Source organism: Pseudomonas sp. Cab53 (assembly GCF_018325965.1).
Lineage (GTDB): Bacteria > Pseudomonadota > Gammaproteobacteria > Pseudomonadales > Pseudomonadaceae > Aquipseudomonas > Aquipseudomonas chlororaphis_E.
On record NZ_AP021902.1, the window covers coordinates 2,632,342 to 2,654,200 of the forward strand.

Below are 21,859 nucleotides of genomic sequence, written 5' to 3' on the forward strand. Positions count from 1 at the left end.
AAGAAATCCACACCCGGGGCCCGTTCGAGGCCCCGAAAACCCTGGCTTGCAGCACAACCCTCCCGCTGGTCACCCACTGTAAAAACCCAGCCTGTCGAACCGGCACTAACCGGTAGCGGCGTTGTCAGTTATTGGCGCCTGTAGCGACGAGGATCGTCACTGAAAGCGACGTGAGTGTTTTCTCCAATGCCTCCGGGCAGAAAGCGCGCGATGGATTGCGTCTTGGACCGACTCTTTCTTTTGCGGGCGACATTCTATGGGTTTGCTTCTCGATCCGCGTCATGACATTGATGCCGCTTTACTGAGCTATCGCCGGGTTTTCTGGTCGCTTGCGCTGTTCAGCGGGGTGATCAACCTGCTGGTGCTGGTGCCGTCCCTGTACATGATGCAGGTGTACGACCGCGTGCTCACCAGTCGCAACGAAACCACGCTGTTCATGCTCACCTTGATCGCCCTGGGCCTGTTCCTGTTCAGTGCGTTGATCGAGTGGGTGCGCGGGGAGGTGATGATCCGCATGAGCGCCGGGCTCGACGATGCCCTCGGCGAGCGGATCTTCGACGCGGCCTTCGCCCGCAGCCTGCGCGAGCACAACGCCAACCCGGCCCAGGTGCTCACCGACCTGGCCACGCTGCGGCAACTGATCACCGGCCAGGGCCTGATCGCGTTGCTCGATGCGCCATGGCTGCCGATCTTCCTGTTGGTGGCGTTCATCTTTCATCCCTGGTTCGGCGTGTTGACGTTGATCCTCGCCCTGGTGCTGGTCGGCCTGGCGCTGTGGGGGGAACTGGCGACGCGCACGCGCCTGGGGGAAGCCAATCGGTTGGGGGTGCAATCGGCGGTTTACGTCAACAGCACCTTGCACAACGCCGAAGTGATCCAGGCCCTGGGCATGCTCGGGCCGTTGCGCCAACGCTGGAGCCTGTTGCAGCAGCGCATCATTGCGGCCCAGGCCCACGCCAGCGATCGCGGTGCGCGCATCACCTCGGCGACGCGTTTCGTGCGCATCTCGGGCCAGTCGTTGTCATTGGGGCTGGGCGCGCTGCTGGTGCTGGAAGGGCAGTTGTCGGCAGGCATGATGATCGCGATGTCGCTGTTGCTGGGACGGGCCCTGGCGCCGGTGGAAATCGCCATCGGTTCGTGGAAGCAATTCAACGCCGGGCGCCAGAGCTACCAGCGCTTGAGCCAGTTGTTGGCCCAGCATCCGCGCGAACGCCTGCGCATGCCGTTGCCGCCCCCCAGCGGCGCGGTGCGCCTTGAGCAACTGTACGTCGGTACGCCGGGTGCCACGCAGCCGATTCTGCGGGGCATCCAGTTCAGCCTGGCCAAAGGGGACGTGCTGGCCGTTGTCGGGCCCAGCGCCAGCGGTAAATCGACCCTCGCCAGGGCACTGGTTGGGGTCTGGCCGGCCATGGGCGGCTCGGTGCGCCTGGACGACGCCGAGATCAGCCAGTGGACCCACGACGCCCTGGGCCCGCACCTGGGCTACCTGCCCCAGGACATCGAACTGTTCGACGGCAGCGTGGCCGACAACATCGCCCGCTTCGGCGAACAGGACGCGGACAAGATCATCGCCGCCGGACGCCTGGCCGGGATCCACGAGATGATCCTGCGTTTTCCCAAGGGCTACGACACGCCGCTGGGCCCTGGTGGGCTGGGCTTGTCCGGCGGGCAGAAACAGCGCCTCGGGCTGGCCCGCGCGCTCTATGGGCGGCCGGCGCTGATCGTGCTCGATGAACCCAATTCCAACCTCGATGAAGCCGGCGAACTGGCGCTGGTGCAGGCCATCAACGCGCTCAAGGCGGCGGGCAGCACGGTGGTGCTGATCACCCACCGGCCGAACGTGCTGGCGGTGGTCGATCACATCCTGGTGCTCAAGGACGGCACGCAACAGGCGTTCGGCCCTCGGGACCGGGTTCTCAAGGCGTTGATGCCGGGGCCGAGGCCGGCCGCGGTGAGGGAGGCAGGCAAAGATGCGTGATCTGACGCCGGGAGCGCACACCTACAGCGAGCACGGGGTGAGTGTTCGCAGCAGCTCGACGCTGCCCACCGCCAGCACCGATGCCCGTGGCGCGGCGCGCTATGGTGTCGGTTTCCTGGTGCTCGCCCTGGGCGGCTTCCTGCTCTGGGCCTGCCTGGCGCCGCTCGACCAGGGCGTGGTGGGCAGCGGCACCGTGGTGGTGGCGGGCGAGCGCAAGGCGGTGCAGTCGCTGGTCGGCGGGGTGGTGGAGAAACTGCTGGTCAGCGACGGCGACCGCGTCACCCAAGGGCAGTTGCTGGTGCAGCTCAACACCGTGCAGGCACAGTCGCAACTGGACGTAACCCTGGGCAAGTTGCTCAACGATCGCAGCGTCGAGGCACGGCTGATTGCCGAGCGCCTGGGCAATGCCGAGATCCAATGGCCGCCGGAGCTGCTGGCGCGTGCCGACGAGCCACGGGTCAAGGCGTCCATGGCGTTGCAGAGCCAACTGTTCCTGACCCGGCGCGCCGAGCTGGGCAGCCGCTTGCAGATCATCGAGCACGAGGCCGCGGCGTTGCAGCAGCAGTTGCTGGGCTACGAAGGCGTGAAGCGCAACTACGACGCGCAGATGCGTTTCCAGCAGCAGGAGCTCGAAGGGCTGCGTGACCTGGCGCGGGAGGGCTACGTGCCGCGCAACAAACTCTTCGAGGCTGAGCGCAACGCGGCGCAACTGGCCGGGCAGATCGCCTCGGGCGTCGGCGACGTCGGCAGGACGCGCCAGGCCATCAACGAAAGCCGGCTCAAGGCCTTGCAGGCGCAGCAGGAGTTTCGTCGGGACGCCGAAACCCAGCTCAGCGAAGTCTCGGCCGAAGCCGCAGGCTATGCCGATCAGATTCGCGCCTTGCAGTTCGAAGTCGACAACGGGGCGGTCCGCGCGCCGGTGTCCGGGCAAGTCATGGACGTGAACATTCATACCGTCGGCGGCGTGGCGCAAGCGGGGCAGACCTTGATGCAGGTGGTTCCACTGGACGCACCCATGGCGATCACTGCGCGTTTCGAACCGTTGATGGCCAACAAGCTGCGGCCCGGGCTGCCGGTGCATGTGCACTTCACCGCGCTGCAACGGGTCGACACGCCGACGGTCACCGGCACGGTGACGACGGTTTCGGCGGATCAGTTGATCAACGAACAGACCCACCAGCCGTATTTTTCCGCCAAGGTCGAGATCCCCGCCGAGACCGTCGCAGCGTTGCAGGGTGCCGGGCTGTTGGTCCGCCCGGGCATGCTCGCCGACGTGACGGTGGTGACGGGGGAGCGCACCTTGATGAACTACCTGATGAAGCCTTTGCGCGAACGCTTGCTGGCGGCCTTCAAGGAGGAATGAGCATGACCGACCGTCACCGTTACCGCGCCCGGATGTTGCTGGGCCTGTGCACCAGTTGGGCGGTGATCGGCCCCGCCTGGGCGGCCGAAGGGGGCTTGAGCCTGACCGCTGCGTACGACGCCTCGCGGCTCAACGACCCGACCGTGCAATCGGCCGCCCATGCTTTCGATGCTTCTCGGAACGAAGAGGCGATCGGCCGGGGCGGGCTCTATCCGCAGGTGTCGTTGAGTTCACGTTATGGCTACGGCGGCCGTACCGATGGCGGCGATGACCGCAGCTATGTCAACAGTAACGACTACCAGGCGAACAGTGTCACCCTGGCGGCGCAGCAGCCGCTCTATGACAAGGGGCGCTGGGCGGCGTACCAGGAGGGCAAGGCGCGGGGGCAATTGGGCGTACAGGTGTTCGACGTTGCCGGCCAGACCTTGTATGACCGGGTCGCCAAGGGCTACTTCGACGTGGCTCGGGCCGAAAACGAAATCAAGTTGATCGCCCAGCAGAAGGCGGCGATCAACGGCCTGGTCATTCAGAGCAAGAAACTCTATCAGGGCGGCCAGGGCGCGATCACCGATATCGATGAGGCCCAGGCGCGGCTCGACCTGGTCGATGCCCAGGAGGCCGAAGCCCAGGCGCGCCGGGTGGCGGCGCTGCGGGCATTGTCCGGGCGCGCCAGTGTACCGATCGAGGACATCCAGCCCATGCGCGAGGAACTGGCCACCGCCAACCCGATTCCACCAGAGCAGGACTTGCCCTACTGGACGGCGATCGCCCGCGACGCCAGCCCCGAGTTGGCCGCGCGGCTGGCGGCGGTCAAGGTCGCCGAGGCCCAGGCCGACAGCCAGCGCGCCGGGCACTACCCGACCTTGTCCCTGACCACTCAACTGACCCGCCGGGAAACCCGCCAATACCAGGAACTCGACCCGCGCCAGGACACTTATTACGTCGGCGTGCAACTGGACATCCCGTTGTACCGTGGCGGCGCGGTGCGTGCGTCGGTGGCCAAGGCCGAGGCGCAACTGGCCGGGGCCCAGTCCGACTACGACGTGCAACGCCAGCAACTGGCCGAGGACATCGAGACCGACTACCTGGGCGTCGTGGCGGGGTTTGCCAAGAGCAAGGCGATACAGCGGGCGGTGGAGTCCAATCAGCGTGCGCTGACCTCGACGGAAAAAGGCTTCCAGGGCGGCGTGCGTTCCACCGTGGACATCCTCGACGCCCAGCAACGGGTGTTCCAGGCCCGTCGAGACCTGCTCAATACCAAGCTCGACATGCTGCAAAGCTACGTCAGCCTGCACACCCACACCGGCCAGATGAACCGCGCCGTGCTGGAACAGGTGCAGAACCTGTTCTAAACATCGCGGGAACCCCAGCTTGTGGGAGCGGGCTTGCTCGCGAAAGCGGTGGGTCAATGATGGTGAACTTGGATGTGCCGCCGTCTTCGCGAGCAAGCCCGCTCCCACAAAAGCGCCGGGGGGATGCCCGGTATGTGCGTGAAATCCACTATCCCCTGTGGGAGCGGGCTTGCTCGCGAAAGCGGTGGGTCTGTGACGGTGAGATTGGATGTGCCGCCGTCTTCGCGAGCAAGCCCGCTCCCACAAAAGCGCCGGGGATGCCCCCGGTCGTCAATGGCTGGAGGGCAGGAATTCGAACAAGGTCTTGCAGACGCCGGCGATGTGTTCGTCCAGGAGTTTCACCGCCCGTTCGACATCGCCGGCGCGGCAGGCGTCGAGGATTTCCCGATGCTCGTGGTCGGCGCGGTCCTTGCCGGCCGACAGGCTCATCTGCATGCGCAGGTAGCGCTCCAGTTTGTCGTGGACCGAACGGATCAGCCCCACCAGGAACGGCCGTTGTGCCGGTTCGTAGAGACAGGCATGCAATTGCCAGTTCAGCTCGGCCCAGCGGCCCACATCGTCCTCGCCGATGAACTCCCGGCAAATACTGTCCGCGCGGGCGAAGGTCTCTTCGGTCATGTTCGGGATCGCCAGGCGCAGCACCTTGTCCTCCAGCAACATGCGCACCTCGAACATCTGCGCCAGCTCCGCCTCGGAGATGCGCGTGACCATCGCCCCGCGATTGCGCTGGAACATCACCAGGCCCTCGGCCTCCAGGCGCTTGAGGGCTTCGCGTACGGGGATCTTGCTGACGTTGAACTGCCGGGCGATGTCGTCCTGGCGAATCGGCTCGTCTTCGGCAAAATGCCCGGCCACGATGGCATCGCGCAGGTGACGGGTGATGATTTCCGAAGTGGTGGGGGTGTTGCCTAGGTCAGGCAGGTTGAACTTGGATAAGGTCACGGCGGCAGGTCGGCTGGTGGAGTTGGGGATATGGTATACGACTTTGCCGAAGCCAGTGTCGAGCCTTGCTGCGAGCTTTATCCCGTGGCGAGGGCGCTTGCTCCCGCAGGGCTGCGCAGCAGCCCCATTTCAGTGATTGTCACTCAATTGAGCGGGAGCAAGCGCCCTCGCCACAGGTTCCACCTTGCGAACAACCACCCACCCGGTGACCAGCGATCCGACCATCAACGCCACCCCGAACAGGATCAACGCCATATCGGCGCCGAACGCGTCGGCCACCACGCCGGTAACCACCACCGGAAGACTGAAACCGATATACGCGAACAGGAAAAAACCGGCGCTGACCCGGGCCTTTTCCAGGCCGGCCATGGCCGTGATCGCCGATAACCCGCCCAGGTACAGAAACCCGTAGCACGCGCTGCTGGCCCCCAGGGCGCCCAACAGCACCGCGAGCAGCGAACCGTTGCTGGCGCCCCACGCCAGTAGCGCATAGCTTACGGGCAGCACCAGCAAGCCGATGCCGGTGGCACGGGCCGGGGGCAGGCGGCGGGCCCAGGGCTGGAAGAGCAGCCCGCAACTGATCACGGTAAAGGTCGACAGGCCCGACCACTGCTGCAAAGCGTGGGCGGCCAGTACCGATGGCAATATCGCAATGACCAACCCCGAGGTGGCCCAGGCCAGCAGCATCGAAAAGCTGTAGGGCAGGCTGCCAGTGGGAAACAGCGGCAGGCGCAGCAGCGGTGCATGGCTGTTGCGCGTGGCAGGGTCCGGCAACCGGACGACCACGCCCATCGCCAGGGCCGCCAGGGTCAGTTGCAGCCAAAAACTGCCGGGCACGACGCTGTGCTGGACGATCAGGAACAGGCTGGTCAATGCCGCGCCGAGGCCGAAGCCCAGCGAGGTACTGGCGGTGACCCGGTTGGCCGCCGCGCGGGTGTCGCCGCCGGTCATCAGTTCGGTCATGTAAGCTGTCGCGGTCGCCGAAGCGAGCCCCGTGCCCACGCCCATCATCAGCCGCGCCAGGCCCAGCGCGATCAGGTTCGGCCAGATCGAGGTGACCACCGTCGCCAGCATCGACAGGCCCAGCGCCAACAGGATCAAGGGCCGGCGGCCCACTCGGTCGGCGATCCCGCCGAAGGCCAACAACACCGGCAGCACCCCCAGCACATAACAGGAGAAGGCCACCGCCGTGGCGCCGGCCCCATGACCGGAAGCCTGCGCATAGACGGTGTACAACGGTGCCTGCAGGTTCACGGCCAGGGTGATCAGGCACAGGCCGAAAGCCAGCCCCCATGAGTGTCGATACTGTGCGTTCAAGCGCGTTCCTCAGGAAATCGTAAGTCCTGAGGACTATCACCGCCGACTCCCCCAGGAACAAGAAACAGCCCGGGGCGTTTTGTGTTTAACTGTTCGCCAAAAAACAGCGAACACTTAGAAGGCGTGCCATGGACCTGAACATCGATCGCAACGCCACCGAGCCGATGGTCCGGCAACTGGTGGCGCAGTTGCTGGGCTGGATAAAGCGCCAGCGCATCCGCCCCGGTGCCCGGATGCCCTCGATCCGGCAACTGGCCCAGGAAAACGGCGTGAGCCTGGCGTGTGTGATCAAGGCCTACGACCAACTGGTTGCCAGTGGGGTGTTGGAGTCCCGGCATGGGTCGGGTTTTTTCGTCGCGCCCCAGGTGTCGCGCCCGAAGGAACCGGCGGCGGGCGAAGAGGAGGGCGCATGGGCCTTGTTCGAGCCGCAGTCTTCGCGGCTCAAGCTCGGCTGCGGCTGGCTGCCCGACGCCTGGCGGGACGACACCGACCTGGGCCAGGCCATCCGCCAGGTGGTGCGCAGCGACAACCACGCCCTGTTCAACTACAGCACGCCGCTGGGGTCGGTCGAGCTGCGCCAGCACATTCAGAAACGCCTGGACTTGATCGACATCCATGTCGACCTGCCGCAGATTCTCACGACCCAGGGGGCCAGCCAGGGCCTTGACCTGCTGGTACGCACGCTGCTCAAACCCGGTGACCTGGTACTGGTGGAGAGCCCCGGCTACTACAACCTGTTCAACCTGCTGAGGCTGCACGGGGTCAGGACCCTGGCGGTGGCGCGAGGCACCCAGGGCCCGGCAATCGAGGACCTGGAGCGCTTGCTGGAGCAGCACAAACCCGCCTATTTCTTCCTCAACAGCATGTACCAGAACCCCACCGGCACCAGCCTGGCACCGAGCGTGGCGTACCGCTTGCTGCAACTGGCCAACCAGCATGACTTCAAGCTGATCGAGGACGACATCTACGCCGACTTCCAGAACGGCGTGACGTCCCGGCTGGCGACCCTGGACGGGCTGGACCGGGTGATCTACCTCGCGAGTTTTTCCAAGACCTTGTCCAGCTCCTTGCGTGTCGGTTACGTGGTTGCCCAGCCCGACATCATCAACCGGCTGGCCGAGGTCAAGATGGTGACCGGCATCGGCTGCTCGCTGCTGGCGGAGAACGTCGTGGCGGCGTTGCTCGCCAACGGCGCGTATCGCAAGTTGATCCAGCGCCTGCGCCAACGGCTGAACAAGCAGATGGCAAGCACCCTTCGCCAACTCGACCAGGCGTATTGGGAGGTTTTTGCCGAACCCACCGGCGGCCTGTTCGTGTGGGCCCGGCCGCGACACGTGGCTGCCGACCGGGTGCAGCAGATTGCCCATGAAGCGCAGGTGCAACTCTCCCAGGGTTCCAGTTTCATGCCGGCGGGTGAGGCGTGTGACTGGCTGCGGCTGAACGTGGCCTTTGTCCAGGACGTTCGCGCGCAACGGTTTCTCCAGCGAATCGAGCAAGAGTCCCTCAGCCACCCGATAACTGAATATGCGCAGGGAAATGCAAGGTGTTAATGGGAATGCATATCAAACAGGAATGAGTTGCTGTATCTTTCGCGACACATTCTTGCCGGCCCCAGCGGGTTGGCGTTTTTCCCTTAGGATTGTGCATCGATGCGTCGGATTCTCGTTTCACTGTGTGTGCTGCAGGCTTATTCCGTATCCACCTGGGCAGAAGAGCCCCTCGTCGCCCCGGCGTCCATGGAGCTGCAAGCCACCGACATCGTCGGCGCTGGCGACTATGAGAACCCCCAGGTACCGGTCAAGGGCTATCACGCCACCCGTTCGGCCAGCGCTACCCGCACCGATACCGCGATCCATGAAACCCCGCAATCGATCTCCGTGGTGTCGCGCGACGCCGTCGAAGACCTCGGCGCCACACGCCTGCAAGATGCCCTCGACTACGCCGGCGGCGTGGGCCGGGCCAACAATTTCGGCGGCCAGGGCCTGACCACCTTCACCGTGCGCGGCTTCACCACGGGGGAGTTCTACCGCAACGGCTTCCCGATCAACCGGGGTTACCCGAACATGCCCGACGCCAACACCATCGAGCGCCTGGAAGTGCTGCGCGGCCCGGCGACCATGCTGTACGGGCGTGGCGACCCCGGCGGTACCTTCAACGTGGTGTCCAAGCAGCCGTTGGCCGAGCGTACGGTGACCCTCGGCAGCCAGCTCAATGACCAAGGCATGCGTCGCGGCACGCTGGACGCGTCCGGCCCGTTGGACGAAGCGGGCACGCTGGCCTATCGCTTGAACGTGATCGGCGAGGGTGGCGATACCTTCCGCGACCACGTCGAGACCGAGCGCTACGGCGTCGCCCCGGTGGTGACCTGGCAACTCAACGACACCACGCGCCTGACGTTCGAAGGCGACTTCATGCGCAACAACCATCCGCTGGACCGGGGTGTGACGCACTATCCTGGCCAGCGTGGCACGGCATCGCGCGAGACCTTCTTCGGCGAAAAGGACGCCGGCAAACTGCACAACGACAACAACATGCTGCAGGTGCGTTTCGAGCACATGCTCAACGACGACTGGACCCTGGCCGGTGGCACCCAATGGCTGGACGGCACGTTGCAGGGCAATGCCATCGAAGGCAACGGCATCGCCGCCGACGGCCGTACCCTGGGGCGCAATTTCAACTACCGCAAGCTGGAATGGACAGACCGCGACACGCAACTGAACCTCACCGGGCATTTCGCCACGGGCGGCTTGGAGCACACGCTGTTGACCGGGATCGAGTACGAAGACTACGACTACCAGTCCATCATTCAGCGCTCCGCGGCCGGGAGCGGGGCCTATCCCATTGATATCTTCGATCCGGTGTACGGCCAGCCCCGCCCGGCGCTGACCCGCACCCCCACCGACGACCAGGAAAACCTCAAGACCCTTGGCCTGTTCGTCCAGGACCAGGTGGCGCTGACCGAGCGCTTGAAAGTGCTGGCGGGGGCGCGATTCGAGCGCTTCGAGCATGAGTACGAGACGTTTGTGCCCAATGGCAGGAGCTGGAGCAAAGACGACAGCGCGGTCACCCCGCGGCTGGGCGTGATCTACGTCCTGACCGACACCGTGGCGGTCTACGCCAACACGGCCCGCTCGTTCAAGCCCAACACCGGTGCCAGCCGCCAGGGTGGCGGCTTCAAGCCGGAAGAGGGCAAGTCCTACGAGATGGGTGTGAAATGGGAAGCGCTGGATCGCCAGTTGAGCGTCGACGCGGCGGTCTATCAGATCGAGAAGCGTAACGTGCTCACCACTGACCCGCTGGACTCCACCTTCAGCGTGGCCGCCGGCGAAGTGCGCAGCCGTGGCTTCGACCTGAACGTGGCCGGTAACCTGACACCGGCGTGGCGGGTGATCGGTGGCTATGCCTACGTCGATGCCGAGGTGACCAAGGACACCAGCATCCCAAGCGGGACCCGCCTGCTCAACGTGCCCAAGAACACCTTCAGCCTGTTGAACGTCTACGAATTCCAGGACGGCGGCCTCAAGGGCCTGGGGCTGGGCGCCGGTGCCCGGTACGTTGACGAACGCGCCGGCCAGACGGCGGCGAATGCCTTCTCGATGGACAGCTACACGGTGGTGGACCTGCTGGGCTACTACAAGGTCAACGAGCGGATCCGCCTGAACCTGGACGTGAAGAACCTGTTCGACGCCGATTATGAAGAGGGTGCGTTCGGTAACGTCTACGCCTACCCAGGCGCACCGCGCACTGTGCAGGCTGGCATCTCCTACACCCTCTGATCCCTGTGGGAGCGAGCAGGCTCGCTCCCACACAGCGGGGCAGTTGATGCTCACCACTTGCCCGTGCTCATCCCGCCATCCACCGGCAATACCACGCCGGTGGTGAAATCGGCCCCTGCCAGATAAAGCACGGCCTCGGCAATTTCCTCGACCGTCCCCACACGACCCGCCGGCGCCAGGTTATCGAGAAACGCACGGTGCGCCGGGTCATGCATCGGCGTGTCGATGATCCCGGGCGCGACGGCGTTGACCTTGATGTGATGGGGCGACAACTCCAGGGCCAGGGCGCGGGTCATCTGGTTGACCCCGCCCTTGATCAACACCGGCAGCGCGGCCGGCACCTGGATATTGGGTTGCAGCGCCACCGAGGCGGAGATGTTGACGATAAAGCCCTGGCGACGGCCGATCATGTGCGCGGCCGCTGCCTGGCTGGCATACACGAGGCCCTTGAGGTTGGTGTCCAGCAGCGCTTCCAGGTCCTGGGGGCTGTACTCGATGAACGGCTTGGGTAGAAAGAAACCCGCATTGTTCACCAACCCGTCCACACGGCCGAAGGCCTCGACGGCTTTGGCAACGACACGGGTAGAGGTGGCCGGGTCGGCAATATCACCGGCCACGCCAATGAATCGGTCGGCATGGTTGAGCTGGGCCGCAGCGGCGTCCAGCCCGGATTGAGAACGGGCATTGCCCACCACGTTATAGCCCCGATCCAGGAATGCCTTGACCAAGCCCAAGCCGATACCGCTGGAAGCGCCGGTGATGATGACGGTTTTGTTGATACTCATGAAGTCGACTCCTGATCACATTGATTGAACCGCTGCGCCGGGAGCGGCGCGGGTTGTGCTCAGGGTATTGATGCACTCAGGCTTGATAAATCAGGGTTCTGGTACTTGAGTTGATACCTCATGTAATCAATCTCAAACATCCACACAACCGAACTGTGGCGAAGGTGGGAGCGGTTGAATCAGTGCTGGGTGTGCCACTGTCTTCGCGAGCGAGCTCGCTCTCGCAATGGGACTTGCGGGGCAGTTGGAAGATATGGGTTGGCTGTCAGGTCGCCTTCGCGGGCAAGCCCGCTCCCACAGGGGCCCTGCGCAGGCACGAACGAGCCAGGTCGGCTTTAAGGCCGCCTCGGGCATGCCGAGCCTGGGCGAGGCACCAGGGGGTTGGGCAAACGCTCTTGGTTTCTTTTGGCTAATCTGGCTCCCGGTGTCTCAAAAAGCGGCCGTTATCGCAGCAATGGATAGGTACTCAATAAGACCGCCATCACGAGCAGACTCACTCCTTTGGAAGACTTCGAAACTCCGTCGTCGTCATACCCGCGTATCCCCAGTTATCCGTATCCACCTCCTCGATCACGATATGGGTCAAGTGCGGGTCCTTGCCCAACACACGTTGAAGGGTCTCGGTGATCTCAGCGATCACCTGGGCCTTCTGCTCACGTGTCACGCCATCACGGGTAATTCGTACATTGACAAAGGGCATCTCGCACTCCTGCTGATGAACACGGGCGCAGGACCATTCCCACGCCACCGAGGCCACTGTATTTATACGCGCCAGCCTGATAAACAGGCCTCTGGAATCTTCAGTTGATACGCGGTGTAACGAATCATGAAGCGGCATTTCGAAGACCTGCAACTGGGCAGCATAGAACTGTTTTGCCTGGCGGCCGAGGCGGGCAGTTTCACGGCGGCGGCGCAGGTGGCGGGTGTCACTCCGGCTGCGGTGAGCCGTTCGATCTTTCGCCTGGAAGAACGCCTGGGCTCGCGCCTTTTCGTGCGTACCACTCGTAGCATCCGCCTGACAGAGGCCGGCAAGACCTATTTCGAACAATGCCGGCAGGCGCTGACGCAACTGATCGAGGCGCAACAGGCAATGATGGGCGCCCAAGCGGTGCCCGCCGGGCCATTGCGCATCAGCCTGCCCACCACCTACGGTCACCACCGGATCCTGCCGTTGCTGCCGGCGTTCCGGGCGCTGTACCCGCAAGTCAGCGTGGACGTGCACCTGAGCAATCGCAACATCGACTTCGTTGCCGAAGGGTATGACCTGGCGATCCGCGTGCGAGCCCAGCCGGACTCCTCGATGATCGCCCGGCAGTTGGAAGACGCGAGGCTGGTGGTGGTCGCGGCGCCGGATTACCTGCGCAGGGCCGGTACCCCACAGACCCTCGAAGACCTGAATGAGCACGAGTGCATCCAGTTCGAATTGCCCAGCAGCGGTCGACGGATTTCCTGGCTGTTCAAAGTCGATGGCAAGGACCGGGAGGTCTTTGCCCAAGGCCACTACGGTTGTTCGGACGATGTACTGGGCGGTGTGACGCTGGCCAAGCACGGTGCGGGCCTGTTCCAGACCTACCGCTTCATCGTCGAACAGGAACTGGCGGACGGGCGCCTGGTGGAAGTGCTGCAGCCATTGGGTGGCCGCTCACGGCCCTTCACATTGCTCTATCCCCACGGCCGACACATGCCCCAGCGCGTGCGCGCGTTCATCGACTTCCTGTTGCAGTACCGCGAGCAGTGGGCCAAAACCTGAGGCGCTGTGGGAGCGAGCAGGCTCGCTCCCACTTCATGCATGCACCTGGCCAATCATCAGAACTTGAACGCCTGCCGACCGATCAGCAGCCACTTACCGTCCTTCTGTTTCTGCCAGATCTGGAAGTTCTCGATTTCGGTCGGCACGATGTCGCTGCCCTTGATCGCCTGGGCCGAGAAATGATTACGCACCAGGGCGGTGTCGCCTGAGAGGGTGATCTTCTGGTTTTTCATCTCCAGGGTCTTGAACGCGCTCTTGCCGGTCTCGATGTCGGCGATGAAGGCTTTCTTGTCCTGGATGTTCCCGCTGGAATGCCCGTAGGTGAGGTTCTCGGCGGCCAATGCCTGGAGCTGGGGGATGTCCTTGTGCAGCATGGCCTGGGTCAGGTGGTCGACGGCCTGGGCCACATCCTGCTCGGCCGACGCCGCGGCAGTGGCCGCATAACCGCTGAACAGGCACAGGAAGCTGATGACCAATGTCGCTTTCTTCATGGGTGTTTCCTTGTTTTTGTAGGTATGAGGAACGTCATGAGCGTTTTTGACTACGCTCGTCGGTCATCGTACAACTACTTTCGGTGTCAGGATAGCCAAGAGACCGGCAATGGAAAAATGAACGAATGATTCACGACCCCAACGTGGCGAGGGAGCTTGCTCCCGCTGGGCTGCGAAGCAGCCCCAAAAGCGACACCGACGCACGGGTCATTCTGGCGTGCGCTCAGGGGCCGCTACGCGGCCAGCGGGAGCAAGCTCCCTCGCCACGGGCCGCTGCCTGGCAGTGAGCTTACAACCCCTCGCGAACCGCCCCCCGAATCCCTTCCAGCAACATGGCAAACGCCGGGTTGTCGTTGTCTTCCCGCCAAATCAGATGCAGTTCGCTTTGCACCCCTTCGCCCAGGTCGATCTCGCGGAACACCACCTGCTTGAACACCACGCTGGTGGCGCACCGGGGCACCAGGGCCAGGCCCATGCCGGCGTTGACCAGCGCCAGGATGGTCAGCGAGGAGCCGAGCCATTGCACGTATTGCGGCGCCACCCGGGCCGAGCGGAGCGTGCCGGTGAGCAATTCGTTGAACGGCGGGTAGGCGGAATGGGAGTACATCAGGAACGGTTGCGCGTCGAGGTCCTGCACACTCACGGTTTCGGCCTGGGCCAGCGGGTGCCCGGCCGGGACCGCCAGCACGAAGGGTTCGCGCACCAGGCATTCGGTGGCGTAGCCGGTTTCCAGTAGCGGCGAGCGGACGATGCCCAGGTCGATGCGCCGGGCGCGCAGGGCCTCATGCTGCTGGTAGGTATTCATCTCCGACAGGACGATTTTGACCTGGGGCTGTTTCAGCCGCGCTTCGGCGATCACCTTGGGCAAAAATTCATACACCGCGCTGCCGACGAAGCTGATGGTGACCGAGCCGATGTCACCCTGGGCGAAGCGCCGGGCCGCCACGGCCGCTTGTTGGGCTTGTTCCAGCAGGTTCTGGGCTTCGAGGAAAAACGCCCGGCCGGCGGCGGTGAGCGCCACGCTGCGGGTGCTGCGGGTGAACAGTTCGACCCCCAGGTGATGTTCCAGCAACTGGATCTGCCGGCTCAACGGTGGCTGGGTCATGTTCAGGCGTTCGGCGGCTCGACGGAAGTTGAGTTCGGTCGCCACGGTGGTGAAGCAGCGCAGTTGGGCCAGTTCAAACATTGATTCAATCCAGGTATCAATCAAGTGCCAAGTTAGATTAGACGGGAACAATCCCCGGCGTCCATCATCGTCCCGTTCCCCACAAAAACAATGATCGGGAGGCACCCTTGAACAACGTACCGGACTCCACGTCGGCGAGCACCCTGGCGCTCGCGGCGGCCAAGGTCAAACGTCACGTACTGCCGCTGGTGGTGGTGATGTTCATCGTCAACTACATCGATCGGGTCAACATCGGCTTCGTGCGCAGCCACCTGGAAACCGACCTGGGCATCGGCGCAGCGGCCTATGGCCTGGGCGCCGGGCTGTTCTTCGTCGGCTACGCGCTGTTCGAAGTCCCCTCCAACATGCTGCTGCAGCGCTACGGCGCGCGGGCCTGGCTGACCCGCATCATGTTCACCTGGGGCGCGGCGGCGATGGCGATGGCCTTCGTGCGCGGCGAGACCAGCTTTTACGTGCTGCGCTTTATCCTCGGCGCGGCGGAGGCGGGGTTCTTCCCCGGCATCATCTATTACTTCACCCAGTGGCTGCCGGCCAACGAGCGCGGCAAGGCGATGGCGATTTTCCTCAGTGGCTCGGCCATCGCCTCGGTGATTTCCGGGCCGGTGTCGGGTGCGCTGCTGCACGTCAGCGGGCTGGGCCTGCACGGCTGGCAGTGGATGTTCCTGATCGAAGGTTTCGCCTCCATTGTGTTGTGCGGGTTCGTCTGGTTCTGGCTGCAATCGCACCCAAGCCAGGCCAAATGGCTGACCGCTGAAGAGAAAGCCGTACTGACCGCCGCCATTGCCGAGGAACAACGGGCCCGGGAAGCGACCCAGGTGATCAAGCCGTCGGTGTTCAAGCTGTTGGCCGACCGGCAGATCCTGCTGTTCTGCTTCATCTACTTTTCCATTGCCCTGACCATCTACGGCGCCACGTTCTGGTTGCCGAGCATGATCAAGAAGATGGGCAGCCTGGGGGACTTCCAGGTCGGCTTGCTCAATTCCATCCCGTGGATCATCTCCATCGTCGCGATGTACGGCTTCGCCGCCCTGGCCGGGCGCTGGAAGTTCCAGCAGGCCTGGGTCGCGGTCACGCTGGTGATTGCCGCGTTCGGCATGTTCATGTCCACCACGGGCGGGCCGGTCTTCGCCTTCGTCGCGATCTGTTTTGCCGCGATCGGTTTCAAGGCCGCCTCGGCGCTGTTCTGGCCGATTCCCCAGGGCTATCTGGACGCTCGCATCGCGGCCGCGGTGATCGCGCTGATCAACTCCATCGGCAACCTGGGCGGCTTCGTCGCGCCCACGGCCTTCGGTTTCCTGGAACAGACCACCGGTTCCATCGAAGGCGGCCTGTATGGCCTGGCGATCACTTCGCTGATCGCCGCCGTGGTGATCTTTTTCGCCCGCACTTCACCGGGGCGCGACACACCCAACTCATTGTCCGGTCGGCCCGAACCCATCGCCGACGCCGATCAGCCGGAAAAACGTCAAGCCTTGAACCCAGGCCCATCGGGAGCCGCTGTATGAAGATCAAACGCGTCACGGTCACACCCATTGCTTTTCGCGATCCACCGTTGCTCAACGCCAGCGGCATCCATGAGCCGTTCGCGCTGCGCTCGATCATCGAGATTGAAAGCGACAACGGTTACATCGGCCTGGGCGAGAGCTACGGCGATGCGCCCGCCCTGGCGATCCAGATGCAACTCCAGGACCTGTTGATCGGCCTCGACCCGTTCAACCTCAACCGCTTGCGGGCCATTGTCGAGGCGACCGTCGCCGCGCAACGGCCGGCCAGTGTCGCCGGTGCCGAACTGGCGCCGGGCTCCCATGCGAGCAAAGCGGTCAGCAATGCTTACTCGGCCTTTGAAGTGGCCTGCCTGGACCTCCAGGCCCATTACCTGAACGTGCCGCTGGTGGATCTTCTCGGCGGTGCGATCCGTGATGAAGTCCCGTTCAGCGCGTACCTGTTTTTCAAGTACGCCGAGCACATCGATTCGCCATACCCGCCAGACAGCTGGGGCGAGGCCTTGAATGAGCAGCAGATCGTCGCCCAGGCCCGGCGCATGATCCAGGCGTATGGTTTCAAGAGCATCAAGCTCAAGGCCGGCGCCCTGGAGCCTGAGCACGAAGTCGCCTGCATCAAGGCGCTGAAGCAGGCGTTTCCCGGCTACCCGCTGCGCATCGACCCGAACGCCAACTGGTCGCTGGAGACCTCCATTCGCATGGCCGAGTTGCTCGGCGATGACCTGCAGTATTACGAAGACCCGACGCCGGGGCTGGAGGGCATGTCCGAACTGCACAAACGCACCGGCCTGCCGTTGGCGACCAACATGGTGGTCACCGATTTCGACGAGTTCCGACGCAGCGTGGCGCTGGACAGCGTGCAGATTGTGCTCGCGGATCACCATTACTGGGGTGGCCTGCGGGACACCCAGGCACTGGCGAAAATGTGCAGCACCTTCGGCCTGGGTGTGTCGATGCATTCCAATTCGCACCTGGGCATCAGCCTCATGGCCATGGCCCACGTCGCGGCAGCGGTGCCGAACCTGGACTACGCCTGCGACACGCATTACCCCTGGCAGGAACCGGATGAAGAAGTGATCAAGGGCGGCAAGCTGCCGATCGTCGACGGTTGCGTGAAGATCACCCGGGCTCCGGGCCTCGGGCTGGAGCTGGACCGCGATCAACTGGGCAAGCTGCATGACCAGTTCCTCGGTTGCGGCATCCGCCAGCGTGATGACGTGCGGCAGATGCAGCGCTACCGGCCGGACTGGAAGACCGTCAAGCCGAGGTTCTGAGTCCAAGAAGGCGGCCTGCTGCGCAGGCCAGCGGGAGCAAGCTCCCTCGCCACAAAAGCTGGATTTGACTTCAATTTTGAGTGTGGGGGCGACCCCTGTGGCGAGGGAGCTTGCTCCCGCTGGGCTGCGCAGCAGCCCCAAACCAAACGGCTCGCTATGACTGACCAATGAGTTGATCCTCCCAGCCCATCCAGCGGGCCACACCCAAAGTATCGCGCCCGTCGGCAAGGCAGTCTTACGCCCAAGCTGTCGCACCCCTCGACCTCGCCGTCTTACACCCAAACTGCCGCTTCAAACCCGCGCCACCAAAGCACTCGTCAATTGCCTCCAAGGCAGCGTATGGCGCCGCCCACAGCCTTTCGATAATCGCCTCCGACATCCCGTCCCACGTCGCGGAGCGCGCCATGCACAACAATAAAAATACCCGCCACCGTTTTTTGCCTGCGGTCATCGCCAGTCTTTCGACATTCGGCCTGGCGCCCTGGGCCCAAGCCGAAATCATGCTGTACGACAAAGACCAGACCACCTTTTCCACTGACGGCTACATCAACGCCTTCTACGTCAACAGCGACGTGGACCGGGCAGGGGAGCAGTATGACCGGCGCCAGGCGCGGGTGAAGATGGGCTTCTTGCCCAACTACCTGGGCTTCAACATGGGCAAGCAGGTCGATGACCTCAAACTGGGCGCTCGCGCGTCGTTCTGGGTGACCATCAACGACAGCGAGACCAACGGCACCGATACCGCCATCGACGTGCGGCAGTTCTACGGCACCGTCGCCAACCCGGAGTGGGGCGAAGTGCTGATCGGCAAGGACTTCGGCCTGTTTGCCCGCTCCAACATCCTGCTGGACGAACTGCTGGCCGGTTATGGCCAGGTCAGCGATACGCTGGGGCTGGTGGACGGCGGCGGGGTCTCGTTCGGCAACATCGGCAGCGGTTACCCGTATCCGTTCCCGACCTCGCAGATCACCTACCGCACGCCGGTGATGGAGGGGCTGCGGGTGGCGGTGGGGATCATGGACCCGGTAGACACCAACGACAACAGCGCCACCGGCAAGGCCTACCAGGAAAACCCGCGCACCGAGAGCGAGATCACCTACCAGTTCGACCTGGGCGGGGCGAAGATCTACAGCTGGCTCAACGGCAGCTACCAGACGTCGGACAATACCGATTCCAACGTCGAGTCAGTGACCTCCAAGGGCCTGGGCTACGGCGTGCAGGCCAAGATGGGGGGCTTGTCGCTGACCGGCTCGGGGTTCCAGGCCAAGGGCATCAACCCGTTCTTCACCAACAATGCCGGCGAAGCCACGTTGCGCAATGTCGACAGCAAGGGCTACCTGTTGCAGGGCTCGTACAAGCTGGGCAAGAACCGCCTGGCGTTGTCCTACGGCAAGACCGATGACGACGGCAACGGGGTGGTGGGCAGCGGCGCCGATTATGAAACCCGTGGCATTGCGCTGTTCCATGACGTCAACGACAACCTCAAGCTCGTGGCCGAGTACAACCAGTTCGAAATCAACGGCCACGACACCGGTGCCCAGAATGAAGACACCGATACGTTTGCGGTGGGTGCGGTGCTCACCTGGTAAGGGTGATCCTCTTCAGATGAGGTGTGTGAGGTCGCTTTTGGGACTGCTGCGCAGTCCAGCGGGAGCAAGCTCCCTCGCCACAAAAGCAGCGTTCGACTGCATTTTTGAATACGGATGCAATCCTGTGGCGAGGGAGCTTGCTCCCGCCGGGGCGCGAAGCGGCCCTGAGCCTGATTGATATTGGGGGCTGCGCATCAGCCCCCTTTTTTCAGTGAGACGTCCCCTCGGCAAACTCGATCTTGTTCCCCACGTTGTACTTGCCTGAAGGCTTGTTCATGGGCAGGCGCTTGATCTCCTGGAGGGTGTTGCTGTCGTAGACGATCAGCGCCCCATCGGTGGCCCAGATGCTCAGCAGCAAGTAGCGTCCGTCGCGGGTGAATTCGACGTGGGCGGCGGTCTTGCCGGGCACGGGGCGCAGGGTGTGGGCGATTTCCAGGGTCTGTTTGTCGATCAGGTGGATGGCATCGTTGTCGGGGCCGAAGAACACATCGGTCCAGGCGTAGCGCGAATTGGCGTGGCTGCGCAGGAAGAAGCCCGGCCCCAGGGTCGGGATCTGCTTGATGACTTTCCAGGTGTCGAGGTCGATCACCGAAATCAGCCCTTTGCTGATGTTCGGCGTTGCGAGTACCCAGTGGCCGTCACGCCGCCAATAGGTGCCCGAGCCCAGGTGCGGCATGCCCGGCAGGGCGATGTCGGTGATCACCCGGCCATTGTCGAGGTCAATCACCTGGCCGCCCTGGGCCTTGCGCGAGGTGGCGAGCAACTGCCGGTAATCCGGCGAGAAGGAAAAGTCATCCAGGTAATCCTCGGCGTCGATGCGCCTCGGCACGAAATCCGGGTTCGGACCGGTGGGCAGTTCCCATACCTCCTTCACATCCTTCAAGGCGACGATGAAGCTGTTGCGGGGCGGGGCGGTGTACACCGCGCTCACCCGTGACGCCTGTCCGTCGCGGCCCACGGTGGCGACGGTCTTGACCAGCGACAGGTCCCGGGCGTCCAGCACCGCCAGGCTGCCGGGCAGGTAGTTGCCCACCAGCACCCAACGCCCGTCCTTGCTCACTGCCAGGTTGCGGGTATTGAGGCCGGCCCGCACTTCGGCGATCAGCTTGAGGTTGTGCAGGTCGTACAGGCTGATCCAGCCGTCCCGGGAGGCGAGGTAGACGAAGCGTCCATCGGGAGAGAACTTCGGCCCACCGTGTACCGCGAAGTGCGAAGCGAAGCGGGCCAGCACCTCGAAACGGTCACCGTCGACGACATCGACGTGATGGTCACCCGCTTCCACCACCACGAACAGGTTCAGCGGGTCGGCCTTGTGCTGGGGGGTGGTCGGCAGGCTGGCGAGGTCTTCGAGCACCCGATGGCTGCGGCGAATGTCATCCTCGTCCCAGCGCGGCTCGACCGCGGGGGGACGCTGGAGGTACTGCACCAGGCCCTCGATCTGCGCGGCGTCGAGCACGCCGCCGAACGCCGCCATCTGGCTGGCCGGACGCCCCTGTGTGATGACCTCGCGGATTTCGTCAGGCTTGATCCGGCTCAGGCTCTGGGGCAACAGCGCCGGCCCGGCGCCACCGATGCGGTTTACACCGTGGCACTGCTGGCAGTGCTGTTGGTAGTTACGTTCGGCCTGGTCCAGGTCGGGTGCCGTGGCGACGGCGCCCTGGGCCGCGCCGATCCACAGCCAGGGCAACCACCACCAGCGCTTCACAGCGCCACCTTCGCGGCGGCGGTCCGGGCCTGTGCCACGGGGTGAAGGTGTGCCGGATGGTGCAGCGGCTGATGGGCGAACAAGTCGACCACCTTGCCGATCACGGTCAGGGTCGGCAGGCCTTCGGCGCAGGCCTGGGCCATGCTCGGCAGTTGCTCGACGGTGCCGCGCAGCACTTGCTGATCGGGGCGCGTGCCATTGCAGATCAATGCCGCTGGGGTCCGGCCGGCCAGGCCGGCCTCGATCAACCGCGTGGCGATGGTGCCCAGGTTCGACAGGCCCATGTAGAACACCAGGGTCTGGCTGTCATCCGCCAGGCTATGCCAGGGCAGGTCCAGGTCGCCTTCGCGTTGCAGGTGGCCGGTGATGAACCGGCAGGAATTGACGAAATCCCGGTGTGTCAGGGGGATGCCGGCGTAGGCCGTGCAACCGGCCGCGGCGGTGATGCCGGGCACCACCTGGCAATCGATGCCACGGGCCAGCAGGTATTCCAGTTCTTCGGCGCCACGGCCGAAGATGAACGGGTCGCCGCCCTTGAGCCGGACCACGCGTTGGCCCTGGTCGGCCAGGTCGACCAGCAGTTCGTTGATCTGCGCCTGGGGCAGGCTGTGGCAGCCGGCGGCCTTGCCCACGTAGTGCCGGGCGCAGGTCAGGGGAATCAGGCCCAGCAGTTGCGGGCTGATCAGCCGGTCATAGACCACGGCATCGGCCTGCATCAACAGGCTCCAGGCACGCAACGTGAGCAGGCCCGGGTCACCGGGGCCGGCACCGACCAGGGCGACTTCCCCCGGTCTGAATGGCGATTGCAGGGCAACGGGTAGAACGATGGGGGCAGGCATGGGACTTCCT

At 64.1% G+C, this 21,859-nt stretch carries 17 protein-coding genes; 9 read left to right on the top strand and 8 right to left on the bottom strand.

All coding sequences use genetic code 11. The annotated features are described in order from the left end of the window. Nucleotides 1-256: 256 nt before the first annotated feature. Genes KI241_RS11510 through KI241_RS11520 form a run of 3 tightly spaced genes read left to right on the top strand, consistent with a single transcriptional unit; the run spans nt 257 to nt 4,693 of the window. The gene (locus KI241_RS11510; protein WP_042730259.1) at nt 257-1,978 is read left to right on the top strand and encodes a type I secretion system permease/ATPase; all 1,722 of its coding nucleotides are present in this window, start codon (nt 257-259) and stop codon (nt 1,976-1,978) included. Further along, nucleotides 1,971-3,341: an HlyD family type I secretion periplasmic adaptor subunit gene (locus KI241_RS11515; protein WP_212803720.1), complete on the top strand. Its 1,371-nt coding sequence runs from the start codon at nt 1,971-1,973 to the stop codon at nt 3,339-3,341. Before KI241_RS11510 ends, KI241_RS11515 begins: the two co-directional genes overlap by 8 nt. A gap of 2 nt (nt 3,342-3,343) precedes the next feature. Beyond that, nucleotides 3,344-4,693, top strand: coding sequence for a TolC family outer membrane protein (locus KI241_RS11520; protein ID WP_212803721.1), 1,350 nt, complete (start codon nt 3,344-3,346; stop codon nt 4,691-4,693). Nucleotides 4,694-4,963: 270 nt separating this feature from the next. Here the strand turns inward: KI241_RS11520 and KI241_RS11525 are convergent, their stop codons facing one another. Both KI241_RS11525 and KI241_RS11530 read right to left on the bottom strand, forming a co-directional pair. Next, nucleotides 4,964-5,635, bottom strand: a complete 672-nt coding sequence (locus KI241_RS11525; RefSeq protein ID WP_053144884.1) for a GntR family transcriptional regulator — start codon at nt 5,633-5,635, stop codon at nt 4,964-4,966. A 129-nt stretch (nt 5,636-5,764) separates the two neighbouring features. After that, nucleotides 5,765-6,952, bottom strand: a complete 1,188-nt coding sequence (locus KI241_RS11530) for an MFS transporter (protein WP_212803722.1) — start codon at nt 6,950-6,952, stop codon at nt 5,765-5,767. Nucleotides 6,953-7,080: 128 nt separating this feature from the next. Between KI241_RS11530 and KI241_RS11535 the strand changes: the two genes are divergently transcribed. Together KI241_RS11535 and KI241_RS11540 are read left to right on the top strand one after the other, a co-directional pair. Beyond that, nucleotides 7,081-8,502, top strand: a complete 1,422-nt coding sequence (locus tag KI241_RS11535) for a PLP-dependent aminotransferase family protein (RefSeq protein WP_212803723.1) — start codon at nt 7,081-7,083, stop codon at nt 8,500-8,502. 99 nt (nt 8,503-8,601) lie between these two features. Beyond that, on the top strand, nt 8,602-10,728 hold the full coding sequence (locus KI241_RS11540; protein WP_212803724.1) for a TonB-dependent siderophore receptor: 2,127 nt from the start codon (nt 8,602-8,604) through the stop codon (nt 10,726-10,728). Nucleotides 10,729-10,778: 50 nt separating this feature from the next. On the opposite strand, the gene KI241_RS11545 is transcribed toward KI241_RS11540, so the two are convergent. Then, nucleotides 10,779-11,513, bottom strand: coding sequence for an SDR family NAD(P)-dependent oxidoreductase (locus KI241_RS11545; protein ID WP_123578101.1), 735 nt, complete (start codon nt 11,511-11,513; stop codon nt 10,779-10,781). A gap of 493 nt (nt 11,514-12,006) precedes the next feature. After that, complete coding sequence (locus KI241_RS11550; RefSeq protein ID WP_042732734.1) at nt 12,007-12,213, bottom strand: 4-oxalocrotonate tautomerase family protein; 207 nt, start codon at nt 12,211-12,213, stop codon at nt 12,007-12,009. Between the two features lie 126 nt (nt 12,214-12,339). On the opposite strand from KI241_RS11550, the gene KI241_RS11555 reads away from it, so the two are divergent. Then, nucleotides 12,340-13,263: a LysR family transcriptional regulator gene (locus tag KI241_RS11555; RefSeq protein ID WP_123578102.1), complete on the top strand. Its 924-nt coding sequence runs from the start codon at nt 12,340-12,342 to the stop codon at nt 13,261-13,263. 56 nt (nt 13,264-13,319) lie between these two features. Here the strand turns inward: KI241_RS11555 and KI241_RS11560 are convergent, their stop codons facing one another. Both KI241_RS11560 and KI241_RS11565 read right to left on the bottom strand, forming a co-directional pair. Further along, a complete protein-coding gene (locus tag KI241_RS11560) occupies nt 13,320-13,754 on the bottom strand; it encodes a nuclear transport factor 2 family protein (protein WP_047737980.1) in 435 nt (144 codons plus the stop codon). Nucleotides 13,755-14,043: 289 nt separating this feature from the next. Next, entirely contained in the window at nt 14,044-14,940 is an 897-nt protein-coding gene (locus KI241_RS11565) for a LysR substrate-binding domain-containing protein (protein WP_042731728.1), read from the bottom strand. 107 nt (nt 14,941-15,047) lie between these two features. Here KI241_RS11565 and KI241_RS11570 point away from each other — a divergent pair, with 107 nt between their 5' ends. The 3 genes from KI241_RS11570 to KI241_RS11580 all read left to right on the top strand — a co-directional run bounded on the left by KI241_RS11570 (nt 15,048) and on the right by KI241_RS11580 (nt 19,305). Continuing rightward, nucleotides 15,048-16,445 carry an MFS transporter gene (locus KI241_RS11570; protein ID WP_042731727.1) on the top strand — a complete coding sequence of 466 codons (1,398 nt, stop codon included), beginning with the start codon at nt 15,048-15,050 and terminating at the stop codon, nt 16,443-16,445. After that, complete coding sequence (locus KI241_RS11575) at nt 16,442-17,716, top strand: glucarate dehydratase family protein (protein WP_042731726.1); 1,275 nt, start codon at nt 16,442-16,444, stop codon at nt 17,714-17,716. Before KI241_RS11570 ends, KI241_RS11575 begins: the two co-directional genes overlap by 4 nt. 404 nt (nt 17,717-18,120) lie before the next feature. Beyond that, nucleotides 18,121-19,305 (top strand): porin, encoded by a 1,185-nt coding sequence (locus KI241_RS11580; protein ID WP_212803725.1) that lies wholly within the window; start codon nt 18,121-18,123, stop codon nt 19,303-19,305. Between the two features lie 208 nt (nt 19,306-19,513). Here the strand turns inward: KI241_RS11580 and KI241_RS11585 are convergent, their stop codons facing one another. Together KI241_RS11585 and cobA are read right to left on the bottom strand one after the other, a co-directional pair. After that, a complete protein-coding gene (locus KI241_RS11585; RefSeq protein WP_212803726.1) occupies nt 19,514-21,010 on the bottom strand; it encodes a nitrite reductase in 1,497 nt (498 codons plus the stop codon). After that, nucleotides 21,007-21,849 carry a uroporphyrinogen-III C-methyltransferase gene (cobA, locus tag KI241_RS11590; protein WP_212803727.1) on the bottom strand — a complete coding sequence of 281 codons (843 nt, stop codon included), beginning with the start codon at nt 21,847-21,849 and terminating at the stop codon, nt 21,007-21,009. Before cobA ends, KI241_RS11585 begins: the two co-directional genes overlap by 4 nt. Between the last annotated feature and the right edge of the window lie 10 nt (nt 21,850-21,859).

Bases quoted from the DNA above. Each gene is read 5' to 3' on its own strand.
- KI241_RS11510 (WP_042730259.1), top strand. From the start codon at position 257: ATGGGTTTGCTTCTCGATCCGCGTCATGACATTGATGCCGCTTTACTG.
- KI241_RS11515 (WP_212803720.1), top strand. From the start codon at position 1,971: ATGCGTGATCTGACGCCGGGAGCGCACACCTACAGCGAGCACGGGGTG.
- KI241_RS11520 (WP_212803721.1), top strand. From the start codon at position 3,344: ATGACCGACCGTCACCGTTACCGCGCCCGGATGTTGCTGGGCCTGTGC.
- KI241_RS11535 (WP_212803723.1), top strand. From the start codon at position 7,081: ATGGACCTGAACATCGATCGCAACGCCACCGAGCCGATGGTCCGGCAA.
- KI241_RS11540 (WP_212803724.1), top strand. From the start codon at position 8,602: ATGCGTCGGATTCTCGTTTCACTGTGTGTGCTGCAGGCTTATTCCGTA.
- KI241_RS11545 (WP_123578101.1), bottom strand. From the start codon at position 11,513: ATGAGTATCAACAAAACCGTCATCATCACCGGCGCTTCCAGCGGTATC.
- KI241_RS11550 (WP_042732734.1), bottom strand. From the start codon at position 12,213: ATGCCCTTTGTCAATGTACGAATTACCCGTGATGGCGTGACACGTGAG.
- KI241_RS11555 (WP_123578102.1), top strand. From the start codon at position 12,340: ATGAAGCGGCATTTCGAAGACCTGCAACTGGGCAGCATAGAACTGTTT.
- KI241_RS11560 (WP_047737980.1), bottom strand. From the start codon at position 13,754: ATGAAGAAAGCGACATTGGTCATCAGCTTCCTGTGCCTGTTCAGCGGT.
- KI241_RS11565 (WP_042731728.1), bottom strand. From the start codon at position 14,940: ATGTTTGAACTGGCCCAACTGCGCTGCTTCACCACCGTGGCGACCGAA.
- KI241_RS11575 (WP_042731726.1), top strand. From the start codon at position 16,442: ATGAAGATCAAACGCGTCACGGTCACACCCATTGCTTTTCGCGATCCA.
- KI241_RS11580 (WP_212803725.1), top strand. From the start codon at position 18,121: ATGCACAACAATAAAAATACCCGCCACCGTTTTTTGCCTGCGGTCATC.
- cobA (WP_212803727.1), bottom strand. From the start codon at position 21,849: ATGCCTGCCCCCATCGTTCTACCCGTTGCCCTGCAATCGCCATTCAGA.